This is a genomic window from Pseudooceanicola profundi (assembly GCF_050897955.1).
In the GTDB taxonomy this organism is placed as follows: domain Bacteria; phylum Pseudomonadota; class Alphaproteobacteria; order Rhodobacterales; family Rhodobacteraceae; genus Pseudooceanicola.
Genome location: NZ_JBPAXZ010000001.1, coordinates 107682 through 125081, shown reverse-complemented (window position 1 = coordinate 125081; position 17400 = coordinate 107682). Strand labels below are relative to the sequence as shown.

The following is a 17400-nucleotide window of genomic DNA, read 5'->3' as shown; positions in this document are numbered from 1 at the left end:
CGTCATGCCCCCACGTCGCCCGCGATCTGCCGCGACAGCCGGTCTTCGGATATCAGCGCTGTCAGAATATCCAGATGCCGCTGAACCCGGTAGCCGGGCGCGCGGCACTGACGGGCGTATTCCTGGTCCGCCTCACACTCCAGAAGCGCCAACCGTGCGGCCGCGGGGCTGGGGGTTTCGCCCAGCAGCCGGACCAGGACGCGCGCTCTGTCGTAGGACTGGCACCCGTGCCGGGCGGCCCGCACCAGCAGGGCAGGCCTGCGCAGGGACGAAAGACGATTGGATGGGTGGTGCATGGCTGAACTCCTCGAAAGTGACTCGGAGCACAGCCTGCCACAATCCAACCCTGCGTTGCGTCGGGCAGGCGCCGTTCGCAGGTGATAGAATTCGTTCATAAATTTAAACCAGAGTTTCCGCGTCGCACACTGTTAACCATTAGGAAACTATTAACCTGTCAGGTTGTGGATACATCTGTGGGTATCTGACCGGGGGGCCTGTCAGCGCAGTGAATGCCAGTGACGTGAAAGGATGAACACATGGACCAGGACGTCCAGATCTATCAACAGGTCATGCCGACCTGGGTGCCGGATGCTGTACGGCGCTATATTGCGCATACGGAGGGGGGCACATCGATCCGGTCTTTGGCGCGGTTGGAGGGCTGCCATGCCTCGACCGTGATGCGCCAGATCCGGCAAGTGGAGACACTGCGCGAAGACCTTCTGGTCGATGAGGCGATCGGGTGGCTGGGAAACATCTTTCCCAAAATCGTTTCCGAAAAGAAAACAGTGTCGCGGCCCGATCCCGGGTTCCGCAGCGACGACACTCTGCCGCATTCGGCACCTTTGGAAAAGGAAACGGTGCCGGCGTTGCGCCGTCTGGCACAACCAGGAGCGGTGCTCGCCGTGGCGCCGAACATGGACCGTGCGGTCATCGTGCGCAATGGCAACGGGGCCGAGACCCATCGTCTGGGGATCGTCGACCGGCGGGTCGCGCAGGCGCTGGCGCTGAACGGCTGGATCAGCTGCGAACTGTCCGGGGAGCCCGGCGGGGCCGGCCGGCTGTCGCGATACCGGATCACCGATATCGGGCGGCAGGAGCTGAAGACGATGCTGGCGCGGGCCGAAAACCGCGCTTCGGGCTTTGCGGAACAGCCCGCTCTCTTTGCAGCGCAGCGTCCGGCGCCGCCCCGGCCGCGGCAGCGGTCGAGCCTGCCCGAAACGCCGGTGCAATCCCTGGCACGGCGGCGCGAAGCGGATGGCACGCCGTTTCTGGATCAGGATCTGGTGCGCGCGGCGGGGCGGATACAGGACGATTTCGAACTGGCCCAGATGGAACCCCGCATGACCACGCGGTGGAGCGATTATCTGACGCAGGGCGTGACAGGCGGCCCGGCCGGGTCCGGGGAGGGGCAGACCACCGCCGCCGCCGCGCGTCAGCGTGTGACCGATGCGTTACGGGTGTTGGGTCCGGGGCTGGGGGATGTCGTGCTGGAATGCTGCTGCCGCCTTCACGGGCTCGAAGCGGCCGAGCGCAAGCTGGGCTGGTCGTCACGCTCGGCCAAGGTCGTGCTGCGGATCGCGCTGCAGCGGCTCAAGATGCATTACGACAGTCTGAACGATGGCGGTGGGTTGATCGGATGACTCAGCCGCCGACAATCCAGCCAACCAGATAAGCGACCATCGCACAGGCAGCGCCAACAACGACGGTTTCGCCAACCGTCCGGGTCAGGGCTTCGGATGTCGCGCGCCAGCGCAGCAGCCCAAGCCCGACCAGCGCGCCAAACGTGGCGATGATCGACAGCACAAAGGTGCGGCCCGAAGGCTCGGCCAGGAAATAGGGCACCAGCGGCACCGCACCGAACAGCAGAAAGGCGCAAAAGGTGATGAGCCCATTCAGCGCCGGGCTGTCTTCGGCCGGGTCATGCATGCCGAATTCGTAAGTCATCATGAGGTCGGTCATCATGTCCGGATGCCGCATGAGAATATCTGTGACGCGATCGGCTTCTTCGGGGGGCAGTCCGCGCTGGCTCAGAATCCGGAACAGCGCGATGCGCTCCTGCTCCGGGTCTTCCTTGATGGCGCGGGCTTCCAGCTTGCGGCGGTGCCGGTAAAGGTCGTCCTGCGCCCGGCCCGACAGGAATTCGCCCAGACCCATGCTTACGCCGTCGGCAAAGAGATTAGCCAGACCAAAGACCAGCACCGCCAGCCCCCCGATCTGTCCCACGCCGTCGGCCCGGGCCCCGGCAAACCCCGCCACGATGGCAAAGGTCGTCACGATCCCGTCATTGCCGCCATAAACGATCTGCTTGACGAATTCCTGTAGCCGGCCAAGCGACTGGGCGTGACGGCGATGCGTGCTCCGGTCCATGGTGAGAGTGCCGCCTCTGTTGTGTGCCGTGTGAATAGCCACCTGCCGGAGGGCCGGCAAGGCGCGTCGGGATGGCGCAAAGCCGGGCAGCCTATGCGTGGCCGGGCGGTGGGACGTACCGCCCCGTCACATACCCTTGCGCCGGGGCGAGATTTGCAGGATGTGAGCTTATGCACCTGACACTCAGGCAACTCATCTATTTCAAGGCCCTGGCCGAAGAGGGCACTTTCGGACGTGCCGCCGAGCGATGCCGCGTTTCTCAGCCGGCCCTGTCGATGCAGATCAAGGAAATGGAGGCGCAGCTGGGCGCCGATCTGGTCGAACGTCAGCCCCGGCGTATCCTGGTGACGCCCTTCGGTCGCCGCATCCTCGATCATGCAGAGGCCGTCCTGCAGGAGATGCAGCGCCTGGAAGAAACCGCGCGCTGGCAGGACGGTTTGGCCGGGAAGCTCGCGCTTGGCGTGATCCCGACGATCGCGCCCTATCTCCTGCCCGAGCTTCTGGCGCGTCTCAGGGCAGACGATATTGCGCTGGACGTCCAGATCCAGGAAGGCAAGACAGCTCGGCTTTTGGCCGATCTGCGGGACGGGCGGCTGGATGCCGTCATCATGGCGCTGCCCGGCGGAGAGCCCGGGCTGGTGGAACGTCCGCTCTTCCGCGATCATTTCCTGCTGGCGGGCAGTGCCGCGCGGATAGAGGGCATGGGCGCAAGGGCCGAGACGCTGCGCCCGACCGAAATCGGCCCCGGTCAGCTGATGCTGCTAGAAGATGGCCATTGCCTGACCGATCAGGCGCTGGAAGTCTGCGGCCGTGGCCGTGGCCATGCGCAGATCAATATGGGAGCCTCGTCGCTGGCCACCCTGTCGCGTCTGGTCGCCGCCGGGTTTGGCCTGACCCTGATGCCGGAAATGGCCGTCGCGACAGAGGGTCGCGACCTCAAACTGCTGCGGTTTGCCGCGCCCGAGCCCTTTCGCACGGTTGGTCTGGTCCGCCGTGCAACCTCCTCCGGTGCCGGATGGTTCGATGCGCTATGCGATATCATCACGCGCTGTGCTGATGGGGCCAAAGACGCCAAGACGGGACGAAATGGCACAGGGCATTGAACTTCCCCAAGCCATAATATCTTAACCGAATAGATGTTCTAACCGGAGAGCGGCATGTTCGACGCCACAGCGCTGGAACTCGCGAGGTTCCAATTCGCCTTTACGGTTTCTTTTCATATCATTTTTCCCGCCTTTTCGATTGGCCTTGCCTCTTATCTGGCGGTTCTGAACGGGTTACATCTGTTCACCGGTCGGCCCGTGTTCATGCGGCTTTTCGACTATTGGAAGACGATCTTCGCCGTGGCCTTTGGCATGGGCGTCGTATCGGGCATTGTGATGTCCTACCAGTTCGGCACCAACTGGTCGGTCTTTTCCGACAAGACCGGCCCGATCCTGGGGCCGATGATGGGCTACGAAGTCCTCTCGGCCTTTTTCCTTGAGGCCGGGTTCCTGGGGGTCATGCTTTTCGGGCGGGACCGCGTGGGGCCGAAACTGCATTTCCTGGCAACGCTGATGGTGGCCATCGGCACGCTGGGATCGGCATTCTGGATCCTGTCGGTGAACAGCTGGATGCAGACGCCGGTGGGCTATGCGATCAGCCAGAACGGCCAGTTCGTGCCGGAGGACTGGTTGCAGATCGTCTTCAACCCGTCTTTCCCGTATCGCTTCGTGCATATGGTGCTGGCTGCCTACCTGACCACGGCACTGGTCGTGGGGGCGGTTGGCGGCTACCACCTGCTGCGCGACAGTTTCGACCGCGCCGCGCGGACCATGTTCGCGATGGCCATGGGCATGCTGGTGGTGACCGCCCCGCTGCAGATCCTCGCAGGCGATATGCACGGCCTTAACACGCTGGAGCATCAGCCCGCCAAGGTCGCCGCGATGGAGGGGCATTACGAAAGCTACCCCGAGGGCCGCGCGCCGCTGGTTCTCTTCGGCATCCCCGATGACGCGGCGGAGGAGGTGCATTACGAGATTAAGATCCCTTTGCTGTCCTCGATTATCCTGACCCATGATCTGGACACGCCGATCCGCGGCCTGTCGGATTTCCCCGAAGACGAACGCCCCTCGGCAGAGCTGATATTCTGGACCTTCCGCATCATGGTGGCCCTGGGCTTTGCCATGCTGGGGCTGGGAGCCTGGGGCGCGCTGTCCTACTGGCAGCGGCAGCTCTATGACCGACCCTGGCTGCACCGGGCGGCAGTGGCCATGGGGCCCATGGGGTTCGTCGCCGTGCTCTGCGGCTGGATCACGACAGAGGTCGGACGCCAGCCCTGGACGGTCTACGGGCTGCTCAAGACGCAGGATTCGGCCTCTCCGATTGATTTGCCGGCGGTCTCTGCATCGCTGACGGCCTTCATCATCGTCTATTTCATCATCTTCGGGATCGGGACCTATTACCTCTTCCACCTGATGAAAGCGCCGCCGGACAAGGGCGATCCGGACCCGGCCATGGGGCCCACGCGCGCGGCGGGCACCACGCCCGGACCGGCCATGGAACAGGAGGCAGGCCAATGATGGGGTTTGAGCTGTCTTTCGTCTGGGCGGGCCTCATTGCCTTTGCCGTGCTGGCCTATGTCATCCTCGACGGGTTCGATCTGGGGACCGGCATCCTGTTTCCCCTGCTGGGCAAGGAAAAGCACCGCGTCCATGCCATGAACACCATTGCACCCGTCTGGGACGGCAATGAAACCTGGCTGGTGCTGGGCGGCGGCGGTCTGTTTGCCGTTTTCCCGCTGGCCTATGCGGTGATCATGCCCGCGCTCTATCCGCCGGTGATCGCCATGTTGCTGGCGCTCATTTTCCGCGGCGTGGCGTTTGAATTCCGCCACCGTTCGCCCAAACGCGCGATCCTCTGGGACATCAGCTTTTTCGGCGGCTCACTGGTGGCGACCCTGTCGCAGGGCCTGATCCTCGGCGCGCTGGTGCAGGGGATCGAGGTCGAGAACCGCGCCTATGCGGGCGGCCACTGGGACTGGTTCTCGTTCTTCTCCATCCTGACGGCGGTGGCGCTGGTCGCGGGCTATGCGCTGCTAGGCTCCACATGGCTGATCATGAAAACGGACGGAGAGCTGCGGGACCGCGCCCGGAAACTGGCCTGGATCGCAGGCGCGGCCACGGTTGTGCTGATTGGTTGCGTGTCACTGGCCACGCCCTTCCTCGACACGCTCTACCTCGACCGCTGGTTCGACCGGCCCAATGTCTATTTCACGCTGATCGTGCCGCTGGCCGTGGCCGTGACGGCCCTTGTCTTTGTCACCCAGATGCAGCGCAAACATGACCACTGGCCGTTTTTCGCGGCGCTGATGCTGTTCGTGCTGTGTTTCATCGGGCTGGGGATCAGTTTCTACCCTTATATGGTGCCCCATGCGATCACCATTGCCGAGGCCGCCGCCCCGGATGAGAGCCTGTGGTTCCTGCTGGCCGGCGCGCTGGTGCTGATCCCGATGATCCTGGGCTATACGGCCTATGCCTATTGGGTGTTCCGGGGCAAGACCGACCCGGGCCATGGCTATCACTGATGCCTGAGGGGCTGAAAAAGGCGCTGTGGTTCGCGGCCTACTGGCTGGCGGGCGTGGCCTGTGTGGGGGCGGTGGCCTTTGCGATCCGGTCGGTGCTTTTGTAGCGCATGGTCACAGACCGAAGAGCAGGGCTCTTGGTATAGGGCCAAAGCAAAAGCGGCCCCCGAAGGGACCGCGCATGTTCAGCCAGCTGTCGCCGCAACCTCAGGCCATCGCCGCCAGCACGACAAATGTCCCGGCAATTGCCACGCCCGAGATCACCAGCCAGACCAGCAGGTAGCCCATGATGTCGCGCGCGGAGAGCCCCGCGACGCCCAGCAATGGCAGCGCCCAGAAGGGCTGGATCTGGTTCGTCCAGCCGTCGCCCCATGTGAAGGCCATGATCGTGCGTGCGGGATCGGCGCCAAGCGCATAAGCGGCCTCCATCATGATCGGACCCTGAATGGCCCACTGACCGCCGCCCGAGGGGATGAAGAAGTTCACCAGCCCGGCCGACAGGAAGGTCAGCAGCGGAAAGCTCTCCCGCGTGGCGACGGAGATGATCGCCTCCGAAAACTCTGTCACCAGGCCCGACGACGTCATCATTCCGGCGATCCCGGCATAGAGCGGGAATTGCACGATGATGCCCCGTGCTGCGCCCACGGCCTTTTCCGCCGCATGCAGATAGGCGGAGGAATTGGGATGCAGCAGCAGACCAAGCGCCAGGAAAATCAGGATGACGGTGTTCAGCGTGATGGAGAATTCGCCCGCCACGATCTGACCGGCCAGAAAGGCCACCGTAAGCAGCCCCAGAAACAGCGTCGGCAGGCGAGAAAATTCCATCCGGTCAGACGGCGTCATCTCGGCCGGACGGGCAGGGGCCGCGTCATCCGCATCCTCGGCCTCGAACTTGATCATGTCCTGCGGCAGCCGCTGCAACAGGAAGAACCCGACCAGCAGCACCAGCAGAAGGACGGTCAGGAAGATGTTCCAGGGCGCGTAGAGCGTTTCCGACACCGGCACGAGGCCAATCCGGTCTTCGAGGAAATGGCCGGGCGTGGCGATCACCAAAGGGATCGACGACGAGGGTCCCCGCACCAGTTCCCCGCCATAGGCAGCAGCGACGATCAGCGGGAAGTGGATGGCAACACGCCGCCCCATCTCCCGCGCGAGGATGGCGCCCGCCACCATGCCGAAGCCCCAGTTGAGGTAGTAGCAGATGAAGGAGGTCACGATGGTGATGACCAGCGCCTGTTTCGGTGTGCTGGCCATATTGGTGAGCCCCGTCAGCATGGCCTGCACCGGCGGCGTCATGGCCAGAACATAGCCGGTCAGCAGCACCAGCACCATCTGCATCCCGAAGGTGAAGAGCTTGGAAAAGCCCGCCCCCCAAAACCCGGCCATGGCCATCGGGCTCTGCCCGCCCACGACCATGCCCAGAACAAAGACCACCGCCGTCAGCAGCAAGGCCAGAACATAAGCGCTCGGCAGCCAGCGCTGCACGACGCGCACGGATAGGTTGGTGATGGTTTCCACCCGGGTTCCTCCGATAATTGACATTGCAAATCAACGGAGAATTGCAGGTATTCCCGGTGGGTTACAAGCAGATGACCCGACGGTTCAGGTCGCCCCCGCCTTTGCGGAAATAGAAAACGCCGCCGTATGGCACGGCGGCGTTGATGTCGTGAAAAGGCGGGCTGGCCTCAGGCCGCCACTTCTTTCGAGGCCTCTTCGAGATACTTCAGCAGGTTCTCGGGCGAGCTTTCGCCATAGGGGTCGTCGCCGAAATTGTCGCAGATGCCGGGCTCTTCAAACCAGGCTTCGACCACACCGTCGTTGACGATGGCCGCATAGCGCCAGGAGCGCAGGCCGAAGCCGAGGTTGTCCTTGCGCACCAGCATGCCGACGCGGCGGGTGAACTCGCCGGAGCCGTCGGGGATCACCTTCACATTCTCGATGCCCTGCGCCTTGGCCCACTGGTTCATCACAAAGCTGTCGTTGACGGACATGCAGTAGATTTCGTCGATCCCGTAGGCCTGGAAGGCCTCCATGTTATTCTCGAACCCGGGCAGCTGGTAGGTGGAGCAGGTGGGGGTGAAGGCACCGGGCAGGGAGAAGAGCACGACGCGCTTGCCGGCGAAGTAATCCGCCGTCGTCTTGTCTTCCCAGCGGAAAGGGTTCGGGCCGCCGACGGACTCGTCACGGATACGGGTGTGGAAGGTTACATTGGGAAGTTTCTGGCCGGCTTGCATGGCGTCCCTCGCTGTCACTGAACAATCGGGTGAAGATGATGGCACCGGAATTAGAGCGATTCCAAACCCGGCCTCAAGGGCGGTTCTGCAATGCGGCACGAATATTCACAGGCGCGTCATGGTACTGGCCCTTTCATTGTGCAGTTGCGGCGTAAGCCTTGCGCGGAGCTCATGGCGGGGCTGCGCCGGCGCGGGGATCTGGCAATATGCCGGACGAGGGATTATGGTCGCAGGGATGCAACCCGCAGGCGCCAAGGGCGCAAGCGAAAGGCCAGAACGATGCGCGATCTGAAGATCCCCGAACAACGCCACCCCGAAAAGGCGCGCAAGCCCGACAATCCGCAGCCCAAGAAGCCGGACTGGATCCGGGTCAAGGCGCCGACCTCCAAGGGCTATTTCGAGACGCGGGAGATCATGCGCGAGCATCGCCTCTCGACCGTCTGCGAAGAGGCGGGCTGTCCGAATGTCGGCGAATGCTGGTCGCAGGGCCATGCCACGATGATGATCATGGGCGAGGTCTGCACCCGCGCCTGCACCTTCTGCAACATCGCCACTGGCAAGCCGCCCGAGGCGCTGGATGTCTTTGAGCCGGGCCGGGTTGCCGATGCGGTGGCCAAGCTGGGGCTGAAGCATGTCGTCATCACCTCTGTTGACCGCGACGATGTGGAGGACGGCGGCGCGGAGCATTTTGCCCAGACCATCCGCGCCATCCGCCACCGTGCGCCTGACACGACGATCGAGATCCTGACGCCGGATTTCATCCGCTCGAAGCCGGGCTCGCTGGAGGTGGTTGTGGCCGCCAAGCCGGACGTGTTTAACCATAATCTGGAGACGGTGCCGGGATTGTATCCCGAGGTCCGTCCCGGCGCGCGCTACTTCCATTCGCTGCGGCTGCTGCAGCGGGTGAAGGAGCTGGACCCGACCATGTTCACCAAATCAGGCATCATGGTGGGGCTGGGCGAGGACAAGCAGGCCGTGGTGCAGGTCATGGAAGACATGCGCGCGGCCGATATCGATTTCCTGACCATCGGCCAATACCTGCAGCCGACGCCGAAACACCACCGGGTGGACCGTTTCGTGACGCCGGAGGAATTCGCGAGCTACGAAAAGACCGCCTGGAACAAGGGCTTCCTGATGGTCTCGGCCACGCCGCTGACGCGGTCCTCCTACCATGCGGGGGATGACTTTGCCCGGCTGCGGGAGAACCGGCTGCGCAAGCTGGGTCGGCTGGAGGCCTGAGGGGCGTCTGACGGGGCGCTGATCCAAAGGCGACCCCCTGCGGGGATCACGCCATGGTTTGCGCCCGCCTGCGGCGGGCGCGGTGCCTCCGGCGGGAGTATTTTTGCCAAGATGAAGAGGGGGCGGGGTGCCCGGGGGGAGGGGTTACTCCACCGCGGGCACGGCCTTGAGATAGGCGGCGATGGCGGCGACATCGGCGTCGGAGAGGTGGGACATGTTCTGGACCACCTCGGCCATTTCGCCGCCAGCGCTGTCGAATTCAGGCGTGAAGCCGGTTTTCAGATAGGCGGCGATATCGGCCTCCGACCAGTCGAGCTTGCCGGGGGTGATATTGGGGACCGTGCCCGCGCCGCCCGGCAGGGGGGCGCCGCCCAGCCAGCGGGAGGTGTCGAGCCCGCCTAGCGCATTGCGCGGCGTGTGGCATTCGGCGCAATGGCCCAATGCCTCGGCCAGGTAGCGGCCGCGGGTCAGGGTGGCATCTTCGCCGGTATCGGCGAGGACCCAGTCGTCTTTGAAGAAGAGCAGTTTCCAGCCGCCCAGCAGGCGGCGGATATTGAAGGGGAAGCCGACCTCATGCGGCAGATTGGCCGTGTCCGAGGCGGGCAGAGTCTGCAGGAAGGCATAGAGATCGGCAATGTCCTGCGGCGTGGCCTTCACATAGCTCGTATAGGGGAAGGCCGGGTAATAGTGCTGACCGTCAGGAGAGGTGCCGTGCTGCATGGCATTGGCGAGGTCGGTAAGGCTCCAGCCGCCGATCCCGGCCTCGGATGGCGAGATATTGGGCGCGTGGAAGGTGCCGAAATCCGATGGGAAGGCGCGGCCGCCCGACAGGATGAGGCGGTCTTCGCCCTCTGCCCCCTTGGCGGCGTGACACGAGGCGCAGCCGCCGGCCCAGAAGACCTGTTCGCCGGCTGTGGCATCGCCGGTGAGCGCGGAATAGCTGGCGGTATCGACCGAACCGGGACGGGTGACCAGCCAGAAGATGCCGAAGCCCAGAACGGCGAGAAGAGCGAGCAGGGCCACAACCCTGAGAAAGAGGATCATGGCCCTGACCTTTTAGTTGGAGGCGCGGAAATTCTGGTGGCAGCCGCCGCAGGACTTGCCGAGATCGCCCATGGCGGCCTTCATCGCGGCCTCGTCGCCGGCGGCCTCTTCCATCGCCATGGAGGCATCGACCATCGCCTTGGACGCGGCCATGATGCCATCCATGTCTTCCCAGATCGCGGGCAGGGCCTTGGTACCCTCCATCGAAGCATTGTCGGTGCCGGGCAGCCACATGGCCATCTGATTGGTGGTGGAGAGCTTCACCAGGTTGCCCGCCGCCGCCTTGGCCAGATCGGCATCATAGGCCATGGCGCCCTTGGCCATATTGCCCAGTTGGCCGAGGTTGAACGCATAGAGCTGCATGGTCGACTGGCGCGCCTTAACGGCGGCCATTTTCATATCGTCGGTGATGTGGCTTTCGGCAGATGCCGCGCCTGCGAAACCAAGGCCGGCGATCAGCAGGCCGGCAAGTACTCGGGTCATGGGGTGACTCCCTTTGGACAAGTTACGCTCGCACGCTAGCAAAGCTCTATGTGTCATGGGCTGACTAATTCGTGATCGGGCGGGCAGGGCCGCGCAGGTCATTGGGCGTCAGCCAGTCGGGAAAACCGACAAGCTTTTCAAGCCCGACGATGGCCAGGCAGAGCGCGATGACCGCAAGCACCAGCTTGACCCGCGCGGCGGAGGGCGGGTTGCGGGCCCATCGGGACATGCGGAGGAACCAGAGCGGGGTCATTCCGTGAACCGGACCTTGCCGATATAGGGCAGGTTGCGGTTGCACTGGGCATAGTCGATCCCGTAGCCCACGACAAATTCATCGGGGATCTCAAACCCGATCCAGTCGGCGCGGAAATCGACCTCCCGGCGCGACGGCTTGTCGAGCAGGGCGATGGTCTTCAGCTTGGCCGGATTGCGCGCCTTGAGCATGTGGATGACGTGAAAGAGCGTATAGCCCGTGTCGACGATATCCTCGACCACCAGCACATTGCGGCCCTCGATCTCGCCGCGCAGATCCTTGAGGATGCGGACCTCCCGGCTCGACTCGGTGGAATTGCCGTAGGAGGAGGCCTCGATGAAATCGACCTCCACCTCGCGGTCGCGCAGCTCCCGCACCAGGTCTGCGATGAAGACAAAAGACCCGCGCAGCAGGCCCACGACGACGATGCGCTCGCCTTCGGGGAAATCCTGCTTGATCTCCTCGGTCAGCGCCTCGATCCGGGCGGCGATGGCCTTGGCGGAGATCATCTGGTCGATGACATATGGACGCGTTGTCATGATCTTTCCTTGATCTTGCGGCGCCACCATACGACATGAGACCTTCAAGTAAACGCGTCAAAGAGGACCGATGCCCCGCCATTCCGAGACCCGCCCGCTGCCCTATACCGCGCAGCAGATGTACGACCTCGTGGCCGATGTCGCGTCTTATCCGCAGTTCCTGCCCTGGTGCGCCGCGGCGCGCATCCGCTCGACAGAGGAGCAGGGCGATCACATCGTGATGCTGGCCGACCTCGTCATTTCCTTCAAGGTGTTCCGGGAGAAGTTCGGGTCGCGCGTGGTGCTCTGGCCGGAGCAGATGAAGATCGACACCGAATACCTCGACGGGCCGTTCCGCTACATGAAATCCAACTGGGCCTTTGCGGACCGCGAGGATGGCGGCTGCGACGTGTCCTTCTTTGTGGATTTCGAATTCAAGAACGCCGTGTTGCAGGGTATCATCGGTGTGGTGTTCAACGAGGCGATGCAGCGGATCGTCCGGGCCTTTGAACGGCGGGCGCAGGAGCTCTATGCGCCGGCTTGAAAACCACCCCTAAAAACCACCTGTGAAATTTCTGCAAAGTTGTATTTGCGGTAATCATTAAGATTAAGGCAGGGATGACCCGTCGCAAACATGTTCCGACCGCAATTGAGGCGCAGCCTGCGGTCAGGGTATATGTGTAGGAGACAACCATGCCGCTGATTTCAGGGGTCACGACGCTCGTGACCAACATCGTCGCGCCTGGCAATAGCGCCAACGCGCCGGGCCAAGCTAAGCAAACTGAAGAAGAAACCGTCGTCGAAGAGACCGTACCGGCGGAAACCGAAGACACCGCGGAGCCTGCTGCCGAAGAGGCCGCGCCTGCGACCTCGGGGTCGAATGGCCTGTCGCGCTACAGCCTTTATGTTGCGGCAACGCAAGCGGCAGAGACTCCGGCGGAAACAGCCGCTGCTGCAAGTGAAACCGCCTCGGAAAAGCGGGAAGACGAGGTGACGGCAGTGGATTTTGCGCGTCGTGCCGCAATTGCCGCGCAGGCCAAGGCGTCCACGCAGTCGCTGATCGACGGCATGCAGAATGCCGCTGAAGAAGAGGTCGATCCGTTTGAGCCGCTGGCCAAAAACGACACCTCCGGCAAATCGGCTTATGCCAATGTGAACGCGGCTCCGTCGCGGACCGGCGGCACCTATAACGGCGACGCCTGAGTGCAGAGCCAACGGCAGGGCTGACTATCAGCCGATGTCGGGACAAGACAAAGGGCGCGGGCCAGAACCGCGCCTTTTCTTTTGGCCGGAACGGAGGCGGAAGCCATGTAGCTGACCGCACCAGGCCCCTTACTTCAGAAGCAGAAGCGCCATGTTCAGCGCATGATCGCGGGAGGCAGACCGGACCGCGCCACGCCCCAATGCCCCGAATTGCACGGTTTCGACCACTGGCGCGCGGCCCTTGAGGACCGCGCCAAAGCAGACCATGCCCTCCGGTTTGGTGTCCGTCCCGCCCGGACCGGCGATACCGGTGATCGACAGGGCAAGATCGGCCCCGGACACCGCCATGGCGCCCAGCACCATTTCCCGCGCTGTCGGTTCGGACACCGCGCCATAGGCGGCCAGCGTTGCCTCGCGCACGCCCAGCAGGCGCATCTTCATCCCGTTGGAATAGGTCACGAAGCCACCCAGAACGACAGCAGACGACCCGGCGATATCGGTCAGCGCGGCGGCGACCATCCCGCCGGTGCAGCTTTCCGCCGTCACCAGAGTCAGCCCCCGGGTGCGGCAGGCGGCCAGAACCTCCTCCGCCAGCCCGCTCACATCAGCACCACGTGATAGAGCGCGCCGAGGATCAGCACGACCGCCGCCGCCAGCGCCCCGGCGATCACATCGTCCAGCATGACCCCCAGCGGACCTTCTTTGCGATCGGCCCAGCCCACGGGGCCCGGTTTCCAGATATCGAAAAGCCGGAAGAACAGGAAGGCCACGAGCCAGCCCGGCCAGAGCGCCAGCACAGACACGCCTGCGAAGGTCGCGCCATAGCTGACGGGGAAGAGGGCAACCCACTGGCCCACGACCTCATCCACGACCACCTCTGACGGGTCATGATCGGCTTGGCCTTTCGTCACCTCCAGCGTGGCCCACCAGCCCAGGGGAACCAGCAGCACCGTCGCAACCAGCACCAGCGCGAACCCTCCGATCAGATGCAGCACCAGCATGAGGGGCAGGGCGGCGGCGCTGCCCCAGGTCCCCGGCGCCGGTTTCAGGTTCCCGACCCCGCCCAGCGTGGCGATCAGCTGTGCCGCGCTCATGCCTGCACCAGCAGGGCCGTGGCAATTGCCGCAATCCCTTCCTGCCGTCCGGTGAATCCCAGCTGTTCCGAGGTCGTGGCCTTGACCGAGACACGTCCCGCATCCATCGACATGATCCTTTCCAGTTCCGCCTGCATCGCCTGCGCATGCGGCCCCACCTTGGGGCGTTCGCAGATCAGCGTGCAGTCCACATTGGATATGGCATAGCCCTTCGACCGCGCGAGCTCTACCGCATGGGTCAGGAAGATATGGCTCTCCGCACCTTGCCACTGCGGGTCGGAGGGCGGGAAATGCCGGCCGATATCGCCCTCGGCCAGCGCGCCATAGATCGCATCGGTGATCGCATGCATGCCCACATCGGCATCCGAATGCCCCTTGAGCCCGCGATCATGCGGCACGGCCACACCGCAGAGCATGACGTGATCGCCCTCGCAAAAGGCATGCACGTCAAAGCCGTTTCCCATCCGGATATCCATCCGTCCTCCTTAAAGACTGGCCAGAATTCTGGCCGCCCGGGCAAAATCCCCGGGCAGGGTGATCTTGATATTGTCTTCGTCGCCCGGCGTAATGACGACCTCCAGCCCGGAGGCGCGGGCGACCTCGACATCATCCGCCGCCTCGCCCGGAAAGCCGTCATGCGCCGCGGCGATGGGGCCAAGCGCGAACCCCTGCGGCGTCTGCGCCCGCATCAGCCCCCGCCGGTCGCGGGTGCCGGTCACGCGGTCATTCTCCGCGGTCCAGAGCGCGTCAGTCACCGGCACGCCCGGTGCCGCCGCCTCTGCCCCCGCCAACAGCGCGCCCTTGACGCCCGCGATGACGCGGGCGCTGACACAGGGCCGGGCGATATCGTGGATCAGGACATGGGTCGCGCCCAGCTCCCAGGCCTTGGTGATCCCGGCCTTGACCGAAAGCGACCGGTCCGCGCCACCCGTCACACGATGCACATGCTGGGGCAGGGCGACGTCAATATCCTCCGGATGCAGCACGAGGATCACCGGATCCGCGCCGTCAAAAGCCGCGATAGTCCAGTCGGCCACCCGCCGTCCCGCGACCTCCCGCCATTGCTTGGGCAGGCCGCCACCGGCGCGGAGCCCGCGCCCGGCCGCGACAAGAATACTGGCAAATTTTGGGTGATCGGGCTGCATGTCGCCGTCTTATGCGCTAAACACGGCAGCGGCAATCATTCGGCGCCTGCGTGCGGGTGATTAATTTTTGTGCGTTCACATTGGTGTGCTGGTTTTCTGCGCACATGCTGCGTTGAACCTGCTGGCACCTGCGGTTAATCAGACTTTGTTGCTCAAGGATTAGGCATGTTTTCGGACCCTCTCTCCGATATTTCCGGCGATCGGACGACCCCTGTCGTCGCGCTGGCGCCCATGGCCGGTATCACCGACCTGCCTATGCGCGACCTCGTTTCGGGGTTTGGCGCCGACCTCGTGGTGAGCGAGATGGTCGCCAGTGGCGAATTGCTGACCGGCCGACCGGGCACGCGGGAACGGGCCGAGCTTGGCCTTGAACGCGCCGCGACCTCTGTCCAGCTGGCAGGACGCGATCCGGCCACCATGGCCGAGGCCGCCCGTCAGGTCGAACAGCTGGGCGCGAAGGTGATCGATATCAATATGGGCTGCCCGGCAAAGAAGGTGACCGGCGGCCTGTCTGGCTCGGCCCTCATGCGCGACCCCGATCTGGCGCTGGCGATCATAGAGGCGGTGGCGGAGGCGGTGGCGACCCCGGTGACGGTAAAGATGCGCCTTGGCTGGGACGAGGGGCAGCTCAATGCCGCCCATATCGCCGCCCGGGCGGAAAGCGCCGGGGTTCGGATGATTGTCGTGCATGGGCGCACCCGGTGCCAGTTCTACAAAGGGCAGGCGGACTGGGCAGCGATCCGCCCCGTGGTCGAGGCCGTCTCGATCCCCGTGCTGGCCAATGGCGATATCACCAACGCCCAAAATGCGCGCGAGGCGCTGCGCCTGTCGGGTGCGGATGGCGTGATGGTCGGGCGCGGTATTCAGGGCCGCCCCTGGGCCATCGAACAGATCCGGAGGGATCTGGCCGGAACGGCCCCGCTGGACGCCCCCGACCCGGCAGAGGTGGCCGCGCTGGCCGCAGCGCATTACGAGGCGATGCTGGGCTTTTACGGCGCAGAGCTTGGCCTGCGCGTGGCCCGGAAACAGCTGGGCTGGTACATGGATCAGGCGAAAACGCCGGCAGTGCTGCGCGGCCGGATCCTGCGCAGCCGCGACAGCCGCGAGGTTCTGGAGCTTCTGGTCCCGGCACTTGCCGAACATGCCGCGCGGCACCCGGAAGGCAGGGCGGCGGCATGACGGCGGAAAGCGATCTCTGGAATTCGCTGCCTGTGCCGGCGCTGATCCTCGATCAGGAAGACCGGATAAGCGATGTGAATGCGGCGGCCGAAGGATTCCTGAACACCTCGGCCAAATCGATCCGGGGCACCCTGGTCTGGGAAAAGGTCATGATCGACAGCCCGCTGGACAAGGCGTTCCGCCGCGCGCGAGAGACCGACTCGCCGCTTTTCGTCAACGACGTGGACGTCGGCACCGGCGAACGCGCCCCGCTGCATTGCAACCTTCAGGTGGCGCCGCTGACGGGCCAACCGGGCCATATGCTGTTCCTCATCTCGCCGCGGGAACTGGCGGGGCGGCTGACGCAGGACCACACGGTCAAATCCGCCGCCAAATCCGCCATCGGCATGGCGGAGATGCTGGCGCATGAGATCAAGAACCCGCTGGCCGGCATCACCGGCGCGGCACAGCTGCTGTCCATGGGCCTGTCGAAGGAAGATCAGGAACTGACCGATCTGATCGTCGCCGAAAGCCGCCGGATCGTGAAGCTGCTGGAACAGGTCGAACAGTTCGGCAACCTGACCATGCCGGATCTGCGCCCGGTCAATATTCACGACGTGCTGGACCGCGCGCGCCGGTCAGCCCTGCTCGGCTTTGGCGCGAATATGAAAATCCAGGAGGATTACGACCCCTCGCTGCCGCTGGCCATGGGCGATTCCGATCAGCTGTTGCAGGTCATTCTGAACCTTCTCAAAAACGCATCGCAAGCCGCCGGCAAGGATGGCGGGACGATCCGTCTGCATAGCTATTTTGAACATAGTTTTCGCCTCAGACGCTCTGATGGGGAGGGCAAGACGCTGCCCCTGCAGATCGAGATCATCGATGACGGTCCGGGCCTGCCGCCCGAGATCGCCGATCAGATCTTCGACCCCTTCGTCTCGGGGCGCGAAAACGGCACCGGACTGGGCCTCGCCCTCGTCAGCAAGATCATCTCGGACCATGACGGCTGGATCTCCGTGACCTCCGTTCCGGGCAAGACCGTCTTCCGGCTCTCCCTGCCGATGGCGCCCACCAAGAAAAAGAAATCCAAGGAGAAATAG

Annotated in this window: 22 protein-coding genes; 10 read left to right on the top strand and 12 right to left on the bottom strand. The window is 64.0% G+C overall.

Going from position 1 to position 17400, the window contains the following annotated elements; all coding sequences use genetic code 11:
* Positions 1 to 2 precede the first annotated feature (2 nt).
* Positions 3 to 296, bottom strand: a complete 294-nt coding sequence (locus ACRARG_RS00625; protein ID WP_432688044.1) for a DUF6477 family protein — start codon at positions 294 to 296, stop codon at positions 3 to 5.
* 240 nt (positions 297 to 536) lie between these two features.
* Between ACRARG_RS00625 and ACRARG_RS00620 the strand changes: the two genes are divergently transcribed.
* The gene (locus ACRARG_RS00620; protein WP_432688043.1) at positions 537 to 1640 is read left to right on the top strand and encodes a DUF6456 domain-containing protein; all 1104 of its coding nucleotides are present in this window, start codon (positions 537 to 539) and stop codon (positions 1638 to 1640) included.
* A 1-nt stretch (position 1641) separates the two neighbouring features.
* Here the strand turns inward: ACRARG_RS00620 and ACRARG_RS00615 are convergent, their stop codons facing one another.
* On the bottom strand, positions 1642 to 2367 hold the full coding sequence (locus ACRARG_RS00615) for a VIT1/CCC1 transporter family protein (RefSeq protein WP_432688042.1): 726 nt from the start codon (positions 2365 to 2367) through the stop codon (positions 1642 to 1644).
* Between the two features lie 170 nt (positions 2368 to 2537).
* On the opposite strand from ACRARG_RS00615, the gene ACRARG_RS00610 reads away from it, so the two are divergent.
* The 4 genes from ACRARG_RS00610 to ACRARG_RS00595 are packed head-to-tail and all read left to right on the top strand — an operon-like array spanning position 2538 to position 6036.
* Entirely contained in the window at positions 2538 to 3470 is a 933-nt protein-coding gene (locus ACRARG_RS00610; RefSeq protein ID WP_432688041.1) for a hydrogen peroxide-inducible genes activator, read from the top strand.
* 54 nt (positions 3471 to 3524) lie between these two features.
* On the top strand, positions 3525 to 4928 hold the full coding sequence (locus ACRARG_RS00605) for a cytochrome ubiquinol oxidase subunit I (RefSeq protein ID WP_432688040.1): 1404 nt from the start codon (positions 3525 to 3527) through the stop codon (positions 4926 to 4928).
* Entirely contained in the window at positions 4928 to 5932 is a 1005-nt protein-coding gene (gene cydB, locus ACRARG_RS00600) for a cytochrome d ubiquinol oxidase subunit II (RefSeq protein WP_432691289.1), read from the top strand. Before ACRARG_RS00605 ends, cydB begins: the two co-directional genes overlap by 1 nt.
* Positions 5932 to 6036, top strand: coding sequence for a DUF2474 domain-containing protein (locus ACRARG_RS00595; RefSeq protein ID WP_432688039.1), 105 nt, complete (start codon positions 5932 to 5934; stop codon positions 6034 to 6036). The genes cydB and ACRARG_RS00595 overlap by 1 nt, the downstream gene beginning before the upstream one ends.
* A 100-nt stretch (positions 6037 to 6136) precedes the next feature.
* On the opposite strand, the gene ACRARG_RS00590 is transcribed toward ACRARG_RS00595, so the two are convergent.
* Both ACRARG_RS00590 and ACRARG_RS00585 read right to left on the bottom strand, forming a co-directional pair.
* On the bottom strand, positions 6137 to 7471 hold the full coding sequence (locus tag ACRARG_RS00590) for a short-chain fatty acid transporter (protein ID WP_432688038.1): 1335 nt from the start codon (positions 7469 to 7471) through the stop codon (positions 6137 to 6139).
* A gap of 143 nt (positions 7472 to 7614) precedes the next feature.
* The gene (locus tag ACRARG_RS00585; protein WP_432688037.1) at positions 7615 to 8163 is read right to left on the bottom strand and encodes a peroxiredoxin; all 549 of its coding nucleotides are present in this window, start codon (positions 8161 to 8163) and stop codon (positions 7615 to 7617) included.
* A gap of 279 nt (positions 8164 to 8442) precedes the next feature.
* Between ACRARG_RS00585 and lipA the strand changes: the two genes are divergently transcribed.
* A complete protein-coding gene (gene lipA, locus ACRARG_RS00580; protein WP_432688036.1) occupies positions 8443 to 9402 on the top strand; it encodes a lipoyl synthase in 960 nt (319 codons plus the stop codon).
* A gap of 144 nt (positions 9403 to 9546) precedes the next feature.
* Here lipA and ACRARG_RS00575 read toward each other — a convergent pair whose 3' ends face one another.
* The 4 genes from ACRARG_RS00575 to hpt form a co-directional block, all read right to left on the bottom strand.
* Complete coding sequence (locus tag ACRARG_RS00575) at positions 9547 to 10446, bottom strand: cytochrome c (protein WP_432688035.1); 900 nt, start codon at positions 10444 to 10446, stop codon at positions 9547 to 9549.
* Positions 10447 to 10458: 12 nt separating this feature from the next.
* A complete protein-coding gene (locus tag ACRARG_RS00570; protein ID WP_432688034.1) occupies positions 10459 to 10929 on the bottom strand; it encodes a c-type cytochrome in 471 nt (156 codons plus the stop codon).
* 64 nt (positions 10930 to 10993) lie between these two features.
* Positions 10994 to 11182, bottom strand: coding sequence for a hypothetical protein (locus ACRARG_RS00565; RefSeq protein ID WP_432688033.1), 189 nt, complete (start codon positions 11180 to 11182; stop codon positions 10994 to 10996).
* Positions 11179 to 11721, bottom strand: a complete 543-nt coding sequence (hpt, locus tag ACRARG_RS00560) for a hypoxanthine phosphoribosyltransferase (RefSeq protein ID WP_432688032.1) — start codon at positions 11719 to 11721, stop codon at positions 11179 to 11181. Before hpt ends, ACRARG_RS00565 begins: the two co-directional genes overlap by 4 nt.
* Positions 11722 to 11791: 70 nt before the next feature.
* Here hpt and ACRARG_RS00555 point away from each other — a divergent pair, with 70 nt between their 5' ends.
* Positions 11792 to 12244 carry a type II toxin-antitoxin system RatA family toxin gene (locus ACRARG_RS00555; RefSeq protein ID WP_432688031.1) on the top strand — a complete coding sequence of 151 codons (453 nt, stop codon included), beginning with the start codon at positions 11792 to 11794 and terminating at the stop codon, positions 12242 to 12244.
* Positions 12245 to 12393: 149 nt separating this feature from the next.
* Positions 12394 to 12903, top strand: coding sequence for a hypothetical protein (locus ACRARG_RS00550; RefSeq protein WP_432688030.1), 510 nt, complete (start codon positions 12394 to 12396; stop codon positions 12901 to 12903).
* Positions 12904 to 13032: 129 nt separating this feature from the next.
* Here the strand turns inward: ACRARG_RS00550 and ACRARG_RS00545 are convergent, their stop codons facing one another.
* The 4 genes from ACRARG_RS00545 to ACRARG_RS00530 are packed head-to-tail and all read right to left on the bottom strand — an operon-like array spanning position 13033 to position 15142.
* Positions 13033 to 13506, bottom strand: a complete 474-nt coding sequence (locus ACRARG_RS00545) for a CinA family protein (protein WP_432688029.1) — start codon at positions 13504 to 13506, stop codon at positions 13033 to 13035.
* Positions 13503 to 13997, bottom strand: coding sequence for a phosphatidylglycerophosphatase A family protein (locus tag ACRARG_RS00540; protein WP_432688028.1), 495 nt, complete (start codon positions 13995 to 13997; stop codon positions 13503 to 13505). The genes ACRARG_RS00545 and ACRARG_RS00540 overlap by 4 nt, the downstream gene beginning before the upstream one ends.
* Entirely contained in the window at positions 13994 to 14473 is a 480-nt protein-coding gene (gene ispF / locus ACRARG_RS00535; protein WP_432688027.1) for a 2-C-methyl-D-erythritol 2,4-cyclodiphosphate synthase, read from the bottom strand. Before ispF ends, ACRARG_RS00540 begins: the two co-directional genes overlap by 4 nt.
* A 9-nt stretch (positions 14474 to 14482) precedes the next feature.
* The gene (locus tag ACRARG_RS00530) at positions 14483 to 15142 is read right to left on the bottom strand and encodes an IspD/TarI family cytidylyltransferase (RefSeq protein ID WP_432688026.1); all 660 of its coding nucleotides are present in this window, start codon (positions 15140 to 15142) and stop codon (positions 14483 to 14485) included.
* 165 nt (positions 15143 to 15307) lie between these two features.
* Between ACRARG_RS00530 and dusB the strand changes: the two genes are divergently transcribed.
* Both dusB and ACRARG_RS00520 read left to right on the top strand, forming a co-directional pair.
* A complete protein-coding gene (dusB, locus tag ACRARG_RS00525) occupies positions 15308 to 16321 on the top strand; it encodes a tRNA dihydrouridine synthase DusB (RefSeq protein WP_432688025.1) in 1014 nt (337 codons plus the stop codon).
* On the top strand, positions 16318 to 17400 hold the full coding sequence (locus ACRARG_RS00520; RefSeq protein WP_432688024.1) for a two-component system sensor histidine kinase NtrB: 1083 nt from the start codon (positions 16318 to 16320) through the stop codon (positions 17398 to 17400). The genes dusB and ACRARG_RS00520 overlap by 4 nt, the downstream gene beginning before the upstream one ends.